Source organism: Agromyces hippuratus (genome assembly GCF_013410355.1).
In the GTDB taxonomy this organism is placed as follows: domain Bacteria; phylum Actinomycetota; class Actinomycetes; order Actinomycetales; family Microbacteriaceae; genus Agromyces; species Agromyces hippuratus.
Genome location: NZ_JACCFI010000001.1, coordinates 1,403,775 through 1,420,893, shown reverse-complemented (window position 1 = coordinate 1,420,893; position 17,119 = coordinate 1,403,775). Strand labels below are relative to the sequence as shown.

Sequence of the window (17,119 nt, the reverse complement as noted above, 5' to 3'; positions counted from 1 at the left end):
CCGGCGCGGTGCGAGACTGGCGAACGAGTCCTCCTTACCCGTGGATTCTTGGAGTTCGTACCCGCGTTCTCCGTGGCCCGGTCGCCCGGGTCGGAACACAGCCGGAAGCGGTGGTGACATCGCGTCCGCAACCCGAAGGCTGATGATGAGCGCCCAGCGACGTCTGCGTACCCGTTCCATTACCTCGGCGACCGAGCGCCTCGGCGCACGGTCCCTCCGACTGCAGGCGAGTCGAGCCAGGCGGAGGCTGCTGTCCTTCGTGGTGGCGACGGCGCTCGTCGCATCGGGAGGTGCCGTCGTGATGGCGGTCGCGCCGGCCGAGTCGGCCCGGGCCGCGACGCTCGGGCCGATCACGACCTCGTTCGAGATCGACGGGAACAAGCCGGCGAGCACGGGGGTCGATTGGGACACGGTGCTCGACGGCACGCCCACCACGGCGCCGTACATCACGGCCTCCGGTCACCAGTCCTCAGGCATCATCGACGCCTCGTTCGCCTACGACAGCGGCGCGAGCGCGGCGGACTGCACGGGCGGCGTCGACAACACCGTCTTCGCGGGCGGCGACAAGATCGACGACAATCCCTGGACGCCGAACGCCAGCCCCGAGCCGAATGCGAAGGGCGACGGCTGCTCCACGGCCAGCGCATACGAGATCGTCGACGTCGGCGGAGTGCCGCACTACATCCTCTACCAGTACTGGACACGCCTGCAGGGTCTCGGCGACATGACCACCTACCAGGTTCTGGCCGGGCCCGACCCGAGCACCTTCGACGACGACTACCTCGTCGAGTTCGACTACCAGTCGAGCGGCCCGACGACGAACGTTCGCATCCTCGACTGGGACGGCAACAGCTGGGAGCCCATCGGCGCCTCCTTCCCGTGGCAGGCGCAGGTCGGCAAGAACACCGACACGCCCTCGACGGGCAACGACGCCACGTTCGGTGAACTCGCGGTCGACCTGACCGCCGCGGGCGTGCTCGGCACCGGAACCTGCCGCACCTTCACCGTCGACGGCTTCATCACCCGTACCGGCAACAACCAGCAGGCATCGACCGAGGACATCGTGCGCGATCCGTCGCCCCTCTCGGTATCCAACTGCGGCGGCCTCGTGGTGAAGAAGGCCGGCAGCCCGGCCGGTGCTCCCGACGCCGCATTCAACTACGCCGTCACGCGCACGGGCGCGGGCCAGGTGCATGACGGCACGCTCGCCGTGAGTCCCGGTGGCACGACCGACACCGTGGGAGGCAACAACGGACTCGGCTCCACCATCGGCCTCGACGACACCCACACGTGGAGCAACGTCTTCGCGGGCAACGACTACCAGATCTCCGAGAGCGCGCCACCGGCACCGTGGGCGCTGCAGGGATACTCCTGCACGGTGGTGAACCCGACGACCCAGCAGACCGAGACCACGACGAACGGCTCGTTCAAGCTCTACGTCGGGGCCACGACCACCTGCACGATCACGAACGTCACCTCCGGAGTCAAGATCACCAAGGTCGCGCAGGGCGATGCGGCGACGTTCGACTACACCGTGACCGGCCAGCAGGGCAACGTGCAGGTCGCCGGCAACTCGAGCTCGCAGGTCTTCTACTACACGCCGGGCACGCCAGTGACGATCACCGAACTGCCCGAGCCCGGACTTCCGGCATGGAAGCTGACGGGCATCGAGTGCACCGGTGACGGCGAGGTCACGAGCCTGCCGAACGGCACGGCGACGGTCACGACGGTCGCCGGTCAGGTGCTCGAGTGCACCTACACCAACCGCCAGGACGGCCAGATCAAGATCATCAAGAACGTCGCCGGCGCCAACGGCACGTTCGAGTTCACGACGACCGGCACCGGCCTGTCGGACTTCGATCTCACGACGGTGGGCGGCACGGGCGAGAAGCTCTTCAGCAGCGTCGCCCCCGGCGCGTACACGGTGACCGAGACCTCGCCGGCTCCGCTCTACGACCTCACGAACCTCTCGTGCGTCGAAGACGTCACCGGCGACTCGGTCGCGACCGTCGCCAACGGCAAGTCCGTGATCAACGTGCAGCCGGGCGAGCTCGTGACGTGCACCTACACGAACACGCAGCGCGGCAACATCGTCGTCACGAAGCAGACGAACCCCGACGGGTCGGCAGAGTCGTTCGACTTCACGCTGACCGGTCAGACCGGCTTCTCGTTGCAGGACGGCGGGTCGAAGGCCTTCAACAACATCGTTCCCGGCGCGTACGCCCTGGCCGAGCTCGCGAAGGCCGGCTGGGATGTCACGAGCATGACCTGCACGGGCGAGAATCCGACGACGGACTCGCCGATCGCGATCACGCTCTCGCCGGGAGAGACCGTCGAGTGCACCGTGCTCAACACCGCGACGAAGGGCGGCGTGACCGTCGAGAAGAAGGTCACCGGCGTACCTGACGACTACGCGTGGTCGTTCCCCATCTCGATCAGCCCCGAGGTCCCGGGCCAGCCGGGCACCCGCGACGCGACCAACGTCGTGCCGAAGGTCGGGTGGACCGACCTCGACGTGGGCGTCACGTACACGCTCACCGAGGGAAACCTCGAGGGTTGGGATGAAGGCGACATCACCTGCACCGGCATCACCGACAAGGACCCGAATGCCGCGGGCTTCCAGTTCACCGTGACCCCCGGCCTCGCGCTCGTCTGCGAGGTGACCAACGACGCCGAGCCCGGCGAGGTGAGCGTCGAGAAGACGGTCTCCGGAGTCTCGGACGACACGGAGTGGTCGTTCGACCTCACGATCGACCCGTCGACCGGCGTGCTGCCGAGCGCGACCCAGGCGGTCAGCGGAACCGGCAATACGACCGACACCGTCACGTGGACGAACCTCGACGTCGGCACGGAGTACACCATCACCGAAGAACTCCCAGACGGCTGGACCGGCGGCGTCGTGGACTGCGGCCCCGACTCGAACCCGCAGAAGGACGGCGATCAGTTCCTCGTGACGCCCGGGTTCGAGCTCGAATGCACGGTGCGCAACGAGGCGGTCCCCGCATCGGCGAAGGTCACGAAGACGTCGGTGGGTGCCGGAGGCTCCTTCACGTTCGTGCTCACGCCGATCGACCCCAGCGGTGACACGGTCGAGCAGACCGTCGTGACCGACGTCGGCGGCGGAACCGGCGCCACGACCTTCGCGGACCTCGTGCCCGGCACGGAATACTCGATCGCCGAGAAGGCTCCCGGAGATGACTGGGTGGTCGGCGCCCTCGTCTGCGAGGTGACGCACGCCGGCGATGACACCGCAGAGGGCATCGACGAGTCGGGCTTCACCGTCGAGCCGGGCGACGTGTTCGAGTGCACCATCACGAACACCGCCAAGGGCAAGATCATCATCGTGAAGAACATCGACGGAGCCGACGGCACCTTCGACTTCACGGGGAACTGGCCCGGTACCTCCGACTTCGAGATCGAGACCGAGAACGGCACGGGGCAGGTGGAGTACTCGAACGTCGTCGCGGGCAGCTACACCGTGACCGAGGTGCTCACGAGCTCCCACGTCGGAGAGCTCCAGGCCTGCGTCGAGAGCCGCCCGGGCGGTGCGGACAACGGTTCGAGCGTCCAGGGCCTCATCGGCTCCATCGACCTCGACCCGGGTGAGACGATCACCTGCACCTACTCGAACACCCAACTCGGCAAGATCATCGTCGACAAGAACGTGACGTTCGACAGCAACCAGTCGTTCGACTTCGAGTACACGGAAGAGGCCGGCACCACGAGCTTCGCGCTCACCGGGTCCGCCGACCCGTGGGAGTCGGACCTGCTCGAGCCCGGAACCTACTCGATCGAAGAACTCGGCGAGACGAACTGGCAGCTGCAGAGCCTCGAGTGCGTCGGTTCGGACGGCGTCGAGTACGACGACGGCATGGCGACGATCGAGCTGCTCGCAGGAGAAGTGGTCACCTGCACCTACGTGAACACCCCCGATACCGGTGACGTGACGGTTCGCAAGATCGTCGACGATGTGCCCGCCGGGTACGACTTCGACTTCGTCATCGAGATCTCGCCGCAGGTCGGCGACCAGGACGTGCAGCAGCACGTCACCGACGAGGACTCGAGCGTCACCTGGACCGACCTCGTCGTGGGGGAGACGTACACCCTCACGGAGACGCCGCAGGACGGCTGGGTGGAGGGTGACTTCACCTGCAACGGCGGCAACCTCGAGGACGCCGACGACGAGCTCGACGGCTTCCAGTTCCTCGTGACACCGGGGCTCTCGCTGAGCTGCACGATCACGAACACCGCCGAGCCGGGCGACGTCACCGTGACGAAGCACGTGACCGGCGTCCCCGACGGGTTCGAGTGGTCCTTCCCGCTCACGATCTCCCCGGCCGACGGGGTGCTCCCCGACGACGAGCAGACCGTGTCCGGCACGGGCGACGAGACGGATTCCGTCACCTGGACGAACCTCGAGATCGGCACTGTCTACACCGTCGAGGAAGGCGAGCTCCCCGAGGGCTGGTCCGGCGGTGAGGTCGTCTGCGAAGACAGCGACCCGCAGACCGTCGGGAACCAGTTCGTGGCGACACCCGGGGCATCGCTCACGTGCGACGTGACGAACGACGTGGTAGCGCCGACCGGTCTCATCACGAAGGAGCTCGTCTCGATCGAACAGGCCACGGACGGCACCTGGGATCTCGTGTACGAGGTCGAGGTGACGAACCAGAGCCCCATCGCCCCGCTCATCTACGACCTGGATGACCAGCCGTACTTCGGGGTCGGCATCGTGATCAACGAGGGTTCGGCGGAAGGCCCGAGTGAAGAGGCTGCAACGTGGGATCCCACGGCGCCGCCCAACTACGTGCTCGCCGATGACGCCTCGCTGGCGGCATCCGATACCGCGACCTACACGATCACGATCAACGCGACCGCCGGAGCCGAGGTGTACGAGACCTCGCAGCAGCTCTGCCAGGAGGGTGACACGGAAGCGGGAGGCTTCCGCAACACCGCGTTCCTCACCGTCGGCGAGGGAGACCCGCAGCCGGCCAGCGACTGCGACGAGCCCGGGCGCACTACGGTCACGAAGGAGCTCATCGGCTCGCCGGTGCTCGGCGATGACCGCAACTGGACGGTCACGTACGAGGTCACGGTCACGAACCAGAGCGACCTGCATGACCAGTACTACGACCTCGAAGACGACCTCGGGTTCCCCGAGGGCGTCGAGATCGTCTCGGCTGACGCCACGACCGATGCGCCCGACACCGGCCCCGGGGTCGACGTCGGCGACTGGAACGGCGACACCGAGACGACGCTCGCGGATGACGCACCGATCGCGAAGTCCGCTGTGCACACGTACACGATCGTCGTGGTCGCCGATGTCACCGACATCACCGACATCGACGACGTCACGTGCCTGGCCACGACCAGCGGCCACGGCTTCTTCAACGAGGCGTCATTGCTCAACGGCACCATCACCGAAGAGGTCTCCGACTGCGCGACCATCCCGGTCGGTCGGATCACCCTGCTGAAGACCGTCGACGTCTCGGCGTTCGCCGGCATCGACATCGACGACCTCGGCTTCGGCGACATCACGATGCTGACCGCGAACGACTGGAACCTCAGCGGGAGCGGAGACACTCGGACGGTCGCGGCGGTCGGCGGAGCCGGCACGGTGTTCACGGTGCCCACGGGCGACTACCTCCTCGATGAGGCGGCTTCGCTCGAGGTGGAGGATCACCCGCTGCTCGCCTACTTCTTCGCACAGGGCTGGCGGTGCGACGGAGACGAGACCACCACGGCAACCGTGAACCTGGGCGAGCTCACCTCGTGCTCGCTCGTGAACAAGGCCGAACTGGTCGATGTCGGCATCGAGAAGGAGTACCAGCTCGATGAGGGCGAGACCGCGGTGGAGGGCGGCGACACGTTCGACTACGTGCTCACCGTCACGAACCACGGCAGCATCGATGTTCCCGCGCTCGACGTCACCGACCTGGTCGACCCCGAGCTCGAGGTGACCGGTCCTGCGACCTTCGCCGACCAGCAGGGTGACCCGGCAACCGGCTGGGAGCAGACATCGGGCGACACCGACAACGCCTTCGCCGCCCACGGCGACGGGCCCTTCGCGCCGGGCTTCGTGGTGACCATCACGATTCCGGTGAAGCTGCCCGTGCCCGACCCGGTCGGCGTACCCGACGTCGCGACGCCCGGCGAGCCTGCCCCGCCGACGCCGGTGATCGATCTCGATGACATTCCGAACCAGGCATGTGTCGCGATCAGCCAGCCCGATCCCGAGGCCGACCGGTCGTCCGGTACGCTCGCCGACCTCATCGCCGGGAACAACTGCGACGACGTCGACGTGCCGAAGAAGGCCATCGATCCCGCTGCGTACGTGCGCTGCGTGAACGACGTGCCGTACCTGTACTACGACATCGCGGTCTCCGAGAACGTCGAGCCCGACGTGATCACCGTCACCTGGACGTCAGGCGACGGCACGCTCACCGAGGAGTTCGAGATTCCGTGGGATGACCGCAGTGGCCGGCTCCTGTGGCCGGGTGCCGAGCTCGACGAGAACGGCATCCCGATCATGTGGCCGGGCTGGCGCCCGATCACCGAGGCCGACCTCACGGCCGACCCGCCGCTCGAGCGGTTCCTCGATCTCGTGTTCGACCCGACCCTGCCCGACGCGCCCTGGCACGACGAGGTGAACCCGTCGACGATCACGTTCTCGATCAACCCGTCGCAGTCGGTGCTCGCGGTCTACCCGCAGGCGACCCCGGCATGTGCGATCGAACGCGAACCGGCGCTCGACATCGTGAAGACGGCGAGCGTCAGCCAGGCGAACCCGGGCGCGGACTTCAGCTATTCGCTGCAGGTCACGTCGACGGGAATCGGCGCAGCCGACCCGGTGGAGCTCTTCGACGAGATCCCCGCGAACCTGCGGGTCGACTCGATCACGACCGATGCGGCTCCGGCGTTCCCCCGTTGGGAGAACTGCGAGGTGACCGGAGAGGACTCGGCGGGCTACGGCGGAACCCTGCACTGCGACCTGGTCGGCGTGCTGGGTCCGAACGTGCCGGCGGCACCGCCCGTCGTGCTCGGCGTGCACCTGGACTCCGGCACGAAGGTCTCGAGCATCGACAACACCGGCGAGGTCTGCTGGCAGGATGCGGATGCACCGGCCGAGGAGACACCAGTGGTGCTCTGCGACGATTCGACCGTCACTGTTCGAGTGCCGCAGCCGATGGCGGTGACCGGATTCGCCGGTGAACCGTACATCTGGGTCGGTGCGCTGCTGTTGCTGCTCGGCGGCGTCTTCGTCGGCGGCACGTACGTGGTGCGGCGACGTCGGGCCGGTGCGGAGGTGTAGCGCCGCACCGCACACCGCACACGAGAAGCGGACCGGGTCCCAGACCTGGTCCGCTTCTCTGCGTGTCCCCCATTCGAGGCGCATGAGCAAATCTCGCGTACCCCGCTTTCGGGTGACATGGGATGCGAACTTCCTGATGAATTCGCCATTTCTGCATGTCCGTGTCCCCCGGACTGGTGTCAGACGCGCCCTTTCGTGTCCCCCATTTTCTCTGCTTGACTCGCCCCGACTGCGCAACAGTCTCGTTCTGCTTTCTCACCCGAGCACAAGAAGGCCAATCATGGACAGCTGGTTCGGCAACACTTCCCACGACGACGTGCGACCCCGCCGGGCGCGCCGACAGCGAGTGGAGACGAGGAAGCGCAGGGTCACCGCGCTCATCGCATCGCTCTCGGTCGGCGCCCTGCTCGCGATCGGGCTGCCGATGACGGCGTTCGCGGAACAGACGGCCGAGCCGGCACCGGATGCCGCTACGACGAGTGAGACGCAGGAGGCGACGTCGAGCGAAGAGTCGACGAGCGACGCCCCTGCGAGTGATGCACCAGCGAGCGAGGAGCCCGCAACCGAGGAGCCCGCGACCGAGGAGCCGTCCGAGGCGCCTGCCGAGGAGGCTCCTGCCAAGAAGGCGCCGGCCGACCCACCCGCTCAGGCTCCGCCGGCCCAGGACCTCAAGGCGCCGACGGACGTCACGCCGATGGCGGTCTTCCCGGCGGACACCGCCGACTGTACGGCGGCGGGCACCTGCGCCAGTCTCACCATCACCAACGTCGTCTCCGGCGGTTCGGCGACCCCGGGCCAGTGGACCCTGCACGCCGTTCGCTCGAGCAACGCCGACAACTACAACTTCACCTCGGGGCAGACCCGCTCGGTGCCGCGTTCCGCGACGTACACCCTCTTCGCCGATGCCGGACCGGCGAACTACACGCTCACCGACTTCACCTGCACCACCGGTGGCCCGGGCGGCGGCGACCCCTCATGGGATGAAGACGACCGCACGGTCACCTACGGGAGCGGCAACAGCAAGACCGCCGCGTGCACCTTCACGCACACGTACACGGGTCCCGCAACCATCAACGTCCAGGTGGGCGGCTCGCGCACCGGCACCTCCAGCGTCGGCGGCCTCGGTGGAGTGACCCTGCAGCTGTACACCGACAACAGCGGCTCCTTCGGCTCGGTCATCAACCAGCCGTGGGCGACGTGCGTGTCCACTCCCGCAGGCGTCTGCACCTTCTCGGTTCCGAACGCCAACAACTCCAACTTCTGGGTCGCCCAGGCAGTGCCCGGCGTCCCGGCGACCTGGTTCGCCAATGACACGCTCGCCGTCGGCGAGACGCCCGCCTCCGCGCCCTATCGGTTCCGCATCGCGGATGTCGACGCCGGCGAGACTCTCAGCTCGCTGAGCGACTTCATGATCGCGACGGGCAACACGGCGAACAACGCGTCCGGAGGCATCTGGCAGAACTCGCTCGCGAATCCGACACGTGCCCAGCAGTGCGGTGTGCGCATCGCACTCGTCATCGACCTCTCGGGATCCGTGGCACCGAACTTCACCGATCTGAAGAACGCTGCGAAGGGCTTCGTCACCGCGCTGCAGGGCACTCCCTCGCAGGTCGGCATCTTCACGTTCAACAACGTCGCCCCGGCGACGGCCGGCTCGAACCTCGGCATCACCCCGGTGTCGACGGTCGCCGGCGCGAACACCGTGCGCAATCACATCGACACCTTCACGACGCCGACCGAGGCGACGAACTGGGACCGCGGCATCTACCAGGTCGCGACGAGCGGCACGCAGTACGACATCGCGCTCGTGCTCACCGACGGCAACCCGACGGTCTATGCGAACGATGAGGGTCCCGGCAACCGCACCCGCTTCCGCGAGGTCGAGAACGGCGTGTTCTCGGCGAACGCGGTGAAGGCGCTCGGCACCCGCGTCATCGCCTTCGGCGTCGGCAGCGGTGTCGGCGGCTCGCCCGACAACCTCGTCGCCATCTCGGGCGACCAGCTGAACTCCGACTACTTCCAGTCGTCGAGCTACGACCAGGCTGGAACGATCCTGCGCGAACTCGCGCTCGGCGCCTGCCAGGGCTCGGTCTCGGTCGTCAAGCAGGTCGTCTCGAGCTCGAGCACCGGCGAGCAGAAGACCGGTCAGACCCCCGCCGGCGGCTGGAAGTTCACCGCCGCACCGACGACGCCCGGCATCACCCCTCCGACGCAGGAGGGCACGACTGCTGCAGGCACCGGTGCCGTCAACCTGCCCCTCACGTTCGCGGGCGGCACGACCAACGGCACGGTGAAGGTCACGGAAGACCCGCAGGGTCACAGCATCGTGCAGACGGGCGGCAAGAACGCGGTCTGCACCGATCAGGCCACCGGCAACGCCATCACCGTGTCCAACGAGGCCGACGGATTCTCGATCCCGGTCAGTTCGACGCAGGCGGTCACCTGCAACGTCTGGAACCGACCGCCACTGCCGCAGTCGAACTTCAGTGTCAACAAGGTCTGGGTGGTCAACGGCACCACGTACCAGCACGGCAACCAGCCCACCGGGCTCACCGCGCAGGTGACGGTCGACGGCGCCAACGCGCCGTGGGTGACCGCGCAGGGCCCGCTGCCGGCGAACACCGTCGTCGCGCTCAACGAGACGACGGGCGTCGGCTCACGCGACCTCTGCACGATCACCGACCGGAAGGTCACGCTCGCGAACGGCCAGGCGCCTGCCGACGGCTCCCTGCCCTTCAGTCCGACGCTCCAACCCGGTGACAACACATACACGATCACGAACACGGTCACCTGCGACTCCCAGCTCACGCTGAAGAAGACGGTGGCCAACGGCGGCGTCGCCGCGAACACGTGGAACCTCGACGCCGTGGCACCCGGAGGGGCGCTCGCCGGCCCGAACGGGGCGACCGGCAGCGCCGGCGCGACCGCACTCGTGACGCCGAACGTGACCTACCCGCTCACCGAGAGCGGCGACCCCCGCTACGTGCAGACGCTCGGCGCGAACGCCGTTCCGATTCCGGGTTCGTCCGGCAGTTGGGACTGCGTGCAGACGAACGCGCAGGGCGTGGTCGTGCCCGGATTCGCCGACGGCCTGAACGGCGGCGTGACGGTGCCCCTCGGCTTCCGCGTGCAGTGCACCGCGGTGAACCAGACCGCGCAGCTGACGCTGCTCAAGAGCGTTCAGCAACTCCCGGGCACCGACGCCGAACCGGGCGACTGGACCCTCGTCGCCACGCCGAGCGGTTCGGTCCCGGGCCTCGATCCCGTGCAGACGACGAGCGGCAGCACCGTGCTCGTCCGACCGGGCACGAGCTACACGATCTCCGAGGAGGACGGCCCGACCGGCTACGAGCAGGTGAGCATCCAGTGCAAGACCAGCCCTGACGGACAGTACGTCACGACGACGACGATCACGTTGACGGCACTCGCACAGGGCACCTGCGTCATCACGAACAAGCCGATTCCGCCGCAGCTGAAGCTGACGAAGGTCGTCACCGGCAACGTGGCGCTGCCGACCTCGTGGAACCTCGCGGCCAAGGTCGGCGCCACCATCGTCGCCCAGGGCGACGGAGGCACGGCCGGATTCGTGGATGTGCCCGCCGGCGAGACGATCGCACTCTCCGAGTCGACCGCGCTGCCGAACGCCGACCAGTTCGCGGCCGGCACGTGGCTCTGCTCGACGAACGGGGGAGCAGCCGTTCCCGGTCCCTCGGTCCCGCCGCTCGCACCGGGCGACAAGGTCGACTGCACCGTGACGAACACGCTCAAGGCGATCACGCCGACGATCGTCAAGACCGCTGCCGTTCCCACCCCCAACGCCGACGGCATCAGCTGGGACATCGGCTACGACATCGTCGTGACGAACCCGAGCGCGTTCCAGGATCTGACGTACAGCCTCACCGACACGCTCGACTTCGGGGCGAACGTCACGGTGAACAGCGCGAGCTACCAGCGCACGCTGCCGGCACCACCGGGCTCGCTGACGCCGTGGAACGTCGCGTTCGGCAGTGAGCAGGCATTCGCCGGTGAGCCGAACCTCGTCAAGGGCACGTCGCACACCTGGCACGTCACCGTCAACGCGACGGTCGCACCGGGCGCCGACTTCAGCGGCACGAGCCCGACCGCGTGCGACGCGGGCACCCCGGGCACCGTCGGCTTCCTGAACACCGCGGTCATGACCGTCGGCGGCGTCACGTACCCCGCTGAGGACTGCTCGCTCCCGGTCAAGCCGACGATCGCCAAGGTCGGCGGCACCGCCGTCGACAACGGCGACGGCACCTGGACGCTGCCCTACACGATCACGGTGACCAACCCCTCGGCCACCACGAGCGTGCAGTACGACCTCGACGACACGCTCGCCTACCCGGCATCCGTGGACGTGCTCGAACGCACGGTCACTCCGCCGGCCGGCGTGACCCTCGTGCCCGGGTGGACCGGCGCAGCCGGGAACACCCTGCTCGCCGACAACGTGACGCTCGTCGGCACCGCCGGGGTCGACACGCACGTCTACACCGTCGCGATCAAGGTCGCGATCGGCGCGGATGCCCCGGCGCTCCTCTGCCCGAACCTCGACAACACCGCGAAGGTGACGGCCGGCAACCAGACCGGCACCGCGACCGGCTGCGTGTCGATCGACAAGCCGACGATCGTGCACGACAAGGCGGTCGTGCCGGGCTCGGTGAGTCAGGCCGCCGACGGAACGTGGTCGATCGCCTATGACGTCACCGTCACGAACACGGGTGCGATCGGCGGGGTCTACGACCTCTACGACGACACCAGGTTCGGTGCCGGAGTCGACGTCTCGACGGCGACCTTCACGCTCGCGAAGGACGGCGGAGCGGCTGCTCCGTGGGTCGACGGCACGGCGCTCGCCGTCGGCGCATATCTCGCGGCCGGCGATCCCGACCCGAGCGACGTCTACCGCATCTCCGTGAGTGGAATCGTCTTGACCGGACCGACGCTCACGCCCGCCCAGTCGGCGTGCCCGTCGACGCCGGATGCCGGCGCGTTCAACAACGCCGCCATCCTGACCGTCGCCGGTGTCACGACCACCGACACCGCCTGCGACGCACCGAGTGCGCCGAAGATCGTGAAGTCGGGGGCGACGTCCTCCCAGCAGCCCGACAGCAGCTGGAACGTGGCCTACACCCTGACGGTGTCGAACACGGATCCCGGTTCCAAGCCCTCGTACTACCAGCTCTCCGACGAGCCCGGCTTCCCGGCCGGCGTCGAGTTCAACTCGTACACGATCGACGATGGAGCGGCCGAGCCGTACGCGGGCGGAACCATCGAGGTCGTCGGGAACACCGCGATCGCGGCCGGTGCCACGCACATCTACACGATCGTGCTGAACGTCGACGTGCCGTTCGGTTCAGTGCCCGAAGCCGATCGCGAGTGCGTTCCGACCGCTCCGACCACGGGCAAGGGCTTCTTCAACACGGCCGTGCTCACGAGCGGGAACTTCGTGCTCGACGACAGCGACTGCACCGACATCTCCGACGGCGGCGTGCCGACCGTCGAGAAGGGCGACCCGACGGTCGTCCAGGGTGCCGACGGGGTCTGGACGATCACGTACGACGTCACGGTCACCGGCAACAGCGAGTTCGTGTCGAAGTACACCCTCGAAGACACCCTGAGGTTCGGCCCCGAGGTCGACATCCTCACCGCCGATTGGGCGGGTGAGGGAGACTCGGGCAGCTGGGCCGATCCGGAGGCGAATCCGACGGCCACGATCGTGGGCTCGCCTCGGACCATCGACGTGGACGTCGTCGAGGAGTACACCGTCACGGTGACCGCGAAGGTCGACAAGGCGGCGTTCGCCGACCCGACGACCGATACGTGCACCTGGACTCCGGAGGATCCGAACGTCGGATTCCTGAACGAGGTGCGCCTCACATCGGGCAACAGCACGCAGTCGGACACCGGCTGCGGCGTCCCCGCCGAGCCCGAGGTCACCAAGGCGACCACGGGATCGGTCACCAGGGTCGGCGACCACTGGGAGGCGAGCTACACCATCACGGTGACGAACCTCTCGTTCGCCCAGGGCCTCGTCTACGACCTCGATGACACCCCGGACTTCGCCGACGCCGCGACCATCACGGAGCGCACGGTGACGAGCGCCGATGCGACCGTCGACCCGGGCTGGAGCGCTGTTCCGCCGACGACCGACTCGATCGTCGCGAACCAGGCCCTCCCGGCCGGCGCGAGCGACGTCTTCACCGTGCTGGTGAAGTTCACGGTCGAGCCCGCCGACAGCGACGCGTCGCTGACATGCGAGGAGCAGGGCCTGGAGAACACCGCCACGGTCACCTCCGGTGACACCTATGTCGACGACGCCTGCTTCGACGTCCCGGTGGTCGTGGTGCTCGAGAAGGCCTGGACCATCAACGGCGGCGCGCCGATCGAATGGGACAGCCCGTCCCTCCCGGACGGCTTCACTGCACAGGCCACGCTCGACGGCCAGGAGGTTCCCTGGAGCAGCGAGCAGGGACCGTACACCGACGGCGCCGAGGTGACGGTCGACGAGTCCGACGTGATCGTTCCCGACGGCTGCGTCCTCGGGGACGCGACCGGACTCGGCGAGCAGACACTGGCGGGCACGGTGACCACCGTCACCGTGACGAACCCCGTCACCTGCACGCAGACCGTCAACCTCGAGAAGCACGTCGACAACCAGCACGGGGGCGCAGCGTTGCCCGCGGACTGGGCCGTCAGCGGCACGAACGTCGGCGACGACACCGACGCCTTCACCGGTGACGGAACGTCGAGCGGGTCCGTGGAGCTCGGAGTCGGCTACACCCTCAACGAGGTGAGCACCGCCTACCCGAACGGCGTCTCGTACGCCGTCTCGTCGACGTGGGCCTGCACCTCGCCGCAGGGAGCGGACGCCTTCACCCTCGTGTCGGCGCCCGGATCGACGAGCGCGACCCTCACGGTCACGGAGCTCGGCGCAACGGTCGACTGCGACATCACGAACACGGATGTCGCGCCGGAGCTCACCCTCGTGAAGCGGGTGCTGCCGCTCGAGATCGCGCCGGACTTCCCGGCGACGCTCTGGACCCTCTCCGCTGCCGACGGGGCCAACCCGCCGGCGGTCACGGGCGACGGAACGGCGACGGGAACCGTCGACTCGAACCTCGCCTACACGCTCTCCGAGGCGGCGGACTTCGCCGGAGACGACGAGTTCACGCCGTCACTCTGGAGCTGCGTCTCCACGAACGGCGTCGAGCCGCTCGTGCTGGACGCGGCTGGTGGCGACGTCGAGCTGCAGCCCGGGCAGGAGGTGACGTGCGAGATCACGAACACCGCGGCCCCGGCCACCTATCTGCTCGACAAGGAGGTCGTCTCGACCGTTCAGAACGCCGACGGCACCTGGACGATCGACTACAAGATCACCGTCACCGACGAGAGCGTCGTGTCTGCTGTCACCTACGACCTGAGTGACACGCTCGCCGACTTCGGCGAGGGGATCACGGTCTCCGAGGCGACGTGGACGGGCCCGGGCGGGTCGGGCGGCAGCTGGCCGGACCCGGCGACGGAACCCACGGAGGAGCTCGCGAGCAACGTGATCCTCACCGCGGCCGAGCACACCCACGAGTACTTCGTGACCGTCGATGCGACGGTGACCGAGGATGCGTGGGAGGACGAGACCGTCGAGTGCACCGAAGGCGAGGGCGGCTTCCGCAACACGGCCATCCTGACCGTCGGCGACCTCCCCACGGAGGCGAGTGCCTGCGATGAGCCCGGGCGTGCCACCGCGGAGAAGACGGTCGTCGGCTCGCCGACGGACAACCTCGACGGCACCTGGACGGTGGACTACGAGATCGTCGTCACCGCCGACCCCGAGAAGGACCTCATCTACGACCTGAGCGACGAGCCGGCCTTCCCGGCGGGCGCGACGTTCACGGCCACCGCAGAGGACCCCGACGGCGACCCCGTCGCCGGCTGGACCGGGACGGGTGCGAACACGGTGCTCGCCGACGGTCGACCGATCCTCGCGGGCGTCGACCAGACCTGGCACATCCAGGCGGTCGTCGACGTCACGACGATCACCGACATCGACCTCGCGAAGTGCGTCGAGACCGAGAGTGGCCACGGCTTCTTCAACGGGGCGATCTTCACGAACGGCCAGATCGAGACGCCGATCAGCGGCTGTGTCGACATCCCGATCGTCGAGGTCGGCATCGTGAAGTCCGCGGTGCTGCCCGACGGCGTCGACGCGGTCGAGGCCGGCAGCGACGAGAACACCTTCGACTGGGTGCTCACGGTGACGAACAACGGGCCGACCCCGGTCGAGGGCGTGGTCGTCTCCGACACCCTGCCCGACTCGCTCGAGTTCGACCCGGCCGACATCACGCTCGACCCGATCGGTTCGTGGACGTTCCTCCAGAACGGCAGCGAGCTGACCTGGACGACGGATGCGACCTTCGAGACCGGCCCGATCGTCACGATCACCATCCCCGTGACGCTGAAGGACCCCGAGGTCGGACCGGAGCTGCCCGAGAACCCCGGCGAGGCTCCTCCGCTCGTGCCGGCTGAGAACATCGAGAACACGGCGTGCGTCGAGGTCTCGGAGTTCGACGTCGATCCCACGAACGACTGCGACACCGCAGACGTGCCCACCAAGGCCATGGAGGCGAACGCCTACGTGCAGTGCGTGAACGACGTGCCGTACCTGTACCACAACGTGCAGACGACCGGTTCGGTCACCCCCGGCCCGATCACCGTCACCTGGACGCCCGACGCCGGCGTCTACCCCGACGCGACTCCGATCGTCATGGAGATCCCGTGGGACGAGCGCAACGGTCGCACCCTGTGGCCGTACGGTGTGGTCAACGACGAGGGCATCTCGATCGGATGGCCGGGCTGGCGCCTGATCGAAGAGGGCGACGTCGTCGGTGAGAACGGCATCGTCGACATCTGGGAGAACATGGTGAAGGACTCGAAGCTCGAGAGCTACGCGTTCGCCGACCAGTTCAACCCGATGACGATCACCTTCCAGGTCAACCCGAGCCAGTCGGTGCTCGCGGTCTACCCGCAGGCCACTCCGGCCTGTGAGGTCGAGCGCGATCCGAGCGTTACGATCGAGAAGACGTCGAGCGTGACCGAGGCGAAGCCGGGCAGCTCGTTCGACTACACGCTGTCGGTCACCAACTCGGGGCTCGGCGCGGTCGAGGCCGTGGAGCTGTTCGACGAGATCCCCGGCGACCTCAAGGTCACCGAGATCACGACCGATCCCGCTCCCGCCTTCCCGCGCTGGGACGACTGCGAGGTCACCGGCAAGGATTCGGCCGGCTACGGCGGCACGCTCCACTGCGTGCTGAACGGCATGATCGGCGGCACCGAGCCGGATGCTCCCGACGTGGTGTTGAGCGTGACGCTGAACCCCGCCTCGAAGAAGTCGAGCATCGACAACACCGGTGAGGTCTGCTGGAACGACCTGGTCGATCCGCCGGCGCCGACCGCGGAGGGTGAGGTCGCGCTGTTCTCGGTGATCGACCCCGAGCTGCCGGTGATCTGCGACGACTCGACGGTCACGGTAAAGATCCCGCAGGCGGGCGCCATCGCCTCGACCGGGTTCGCGGGAGCGCCACTCCTGTGGGGCGCGGGCGGTCTGCTCGCCGCCGGTGCGCTCCTGATCGCCGCGATGATGATCCGTCGTCGCCGTGCGGAGGAGTCCGCCGAGTAGCGGCATCGTCCCCCCGCGAACGGGAAGGGCCGGGTCGAAGACCCGGCCCTCTCTCGTGCCCTGGAACCCGGTGACCTCGACGCGCAGCGGAAACGGAAGAGCCTGTCGGATGCCCCGCC

The 17,119-nt window shown here is 68.1% G+C and carries 2 protein-coding genes; both read left to right on the top strand.

The window, feature by feature from the left end; genetic code table 11:
• Positions 1–301 precede the first annotated feature (301 nt).
• The gene (locus BJY17_RS06670; RefSeq protein ID WP_179550670.1) at positions 302–7,312 is read left to right on the top strand and encodes a prealbumin-like fold domain-containing protein; all 7,011 of its coding nucleotides are present in this window, start codon (positions 302–304) and stop codon (positions 7,310–7,312) included.
• 280 nt (positions 7,313–7,592) lie between these two features.
• Positions 7,593–17,000, top strand: coding sequence for a VWA domain-containing protein (locus BJY17_RS06665; protein WP_179550669.1), 9,408 nt, complete (start codon positions 7,593–7,595; stop codon positions 16,998–17,000).
• Positions 17,001–17,119: the final 119 nt, after the last annotated feature.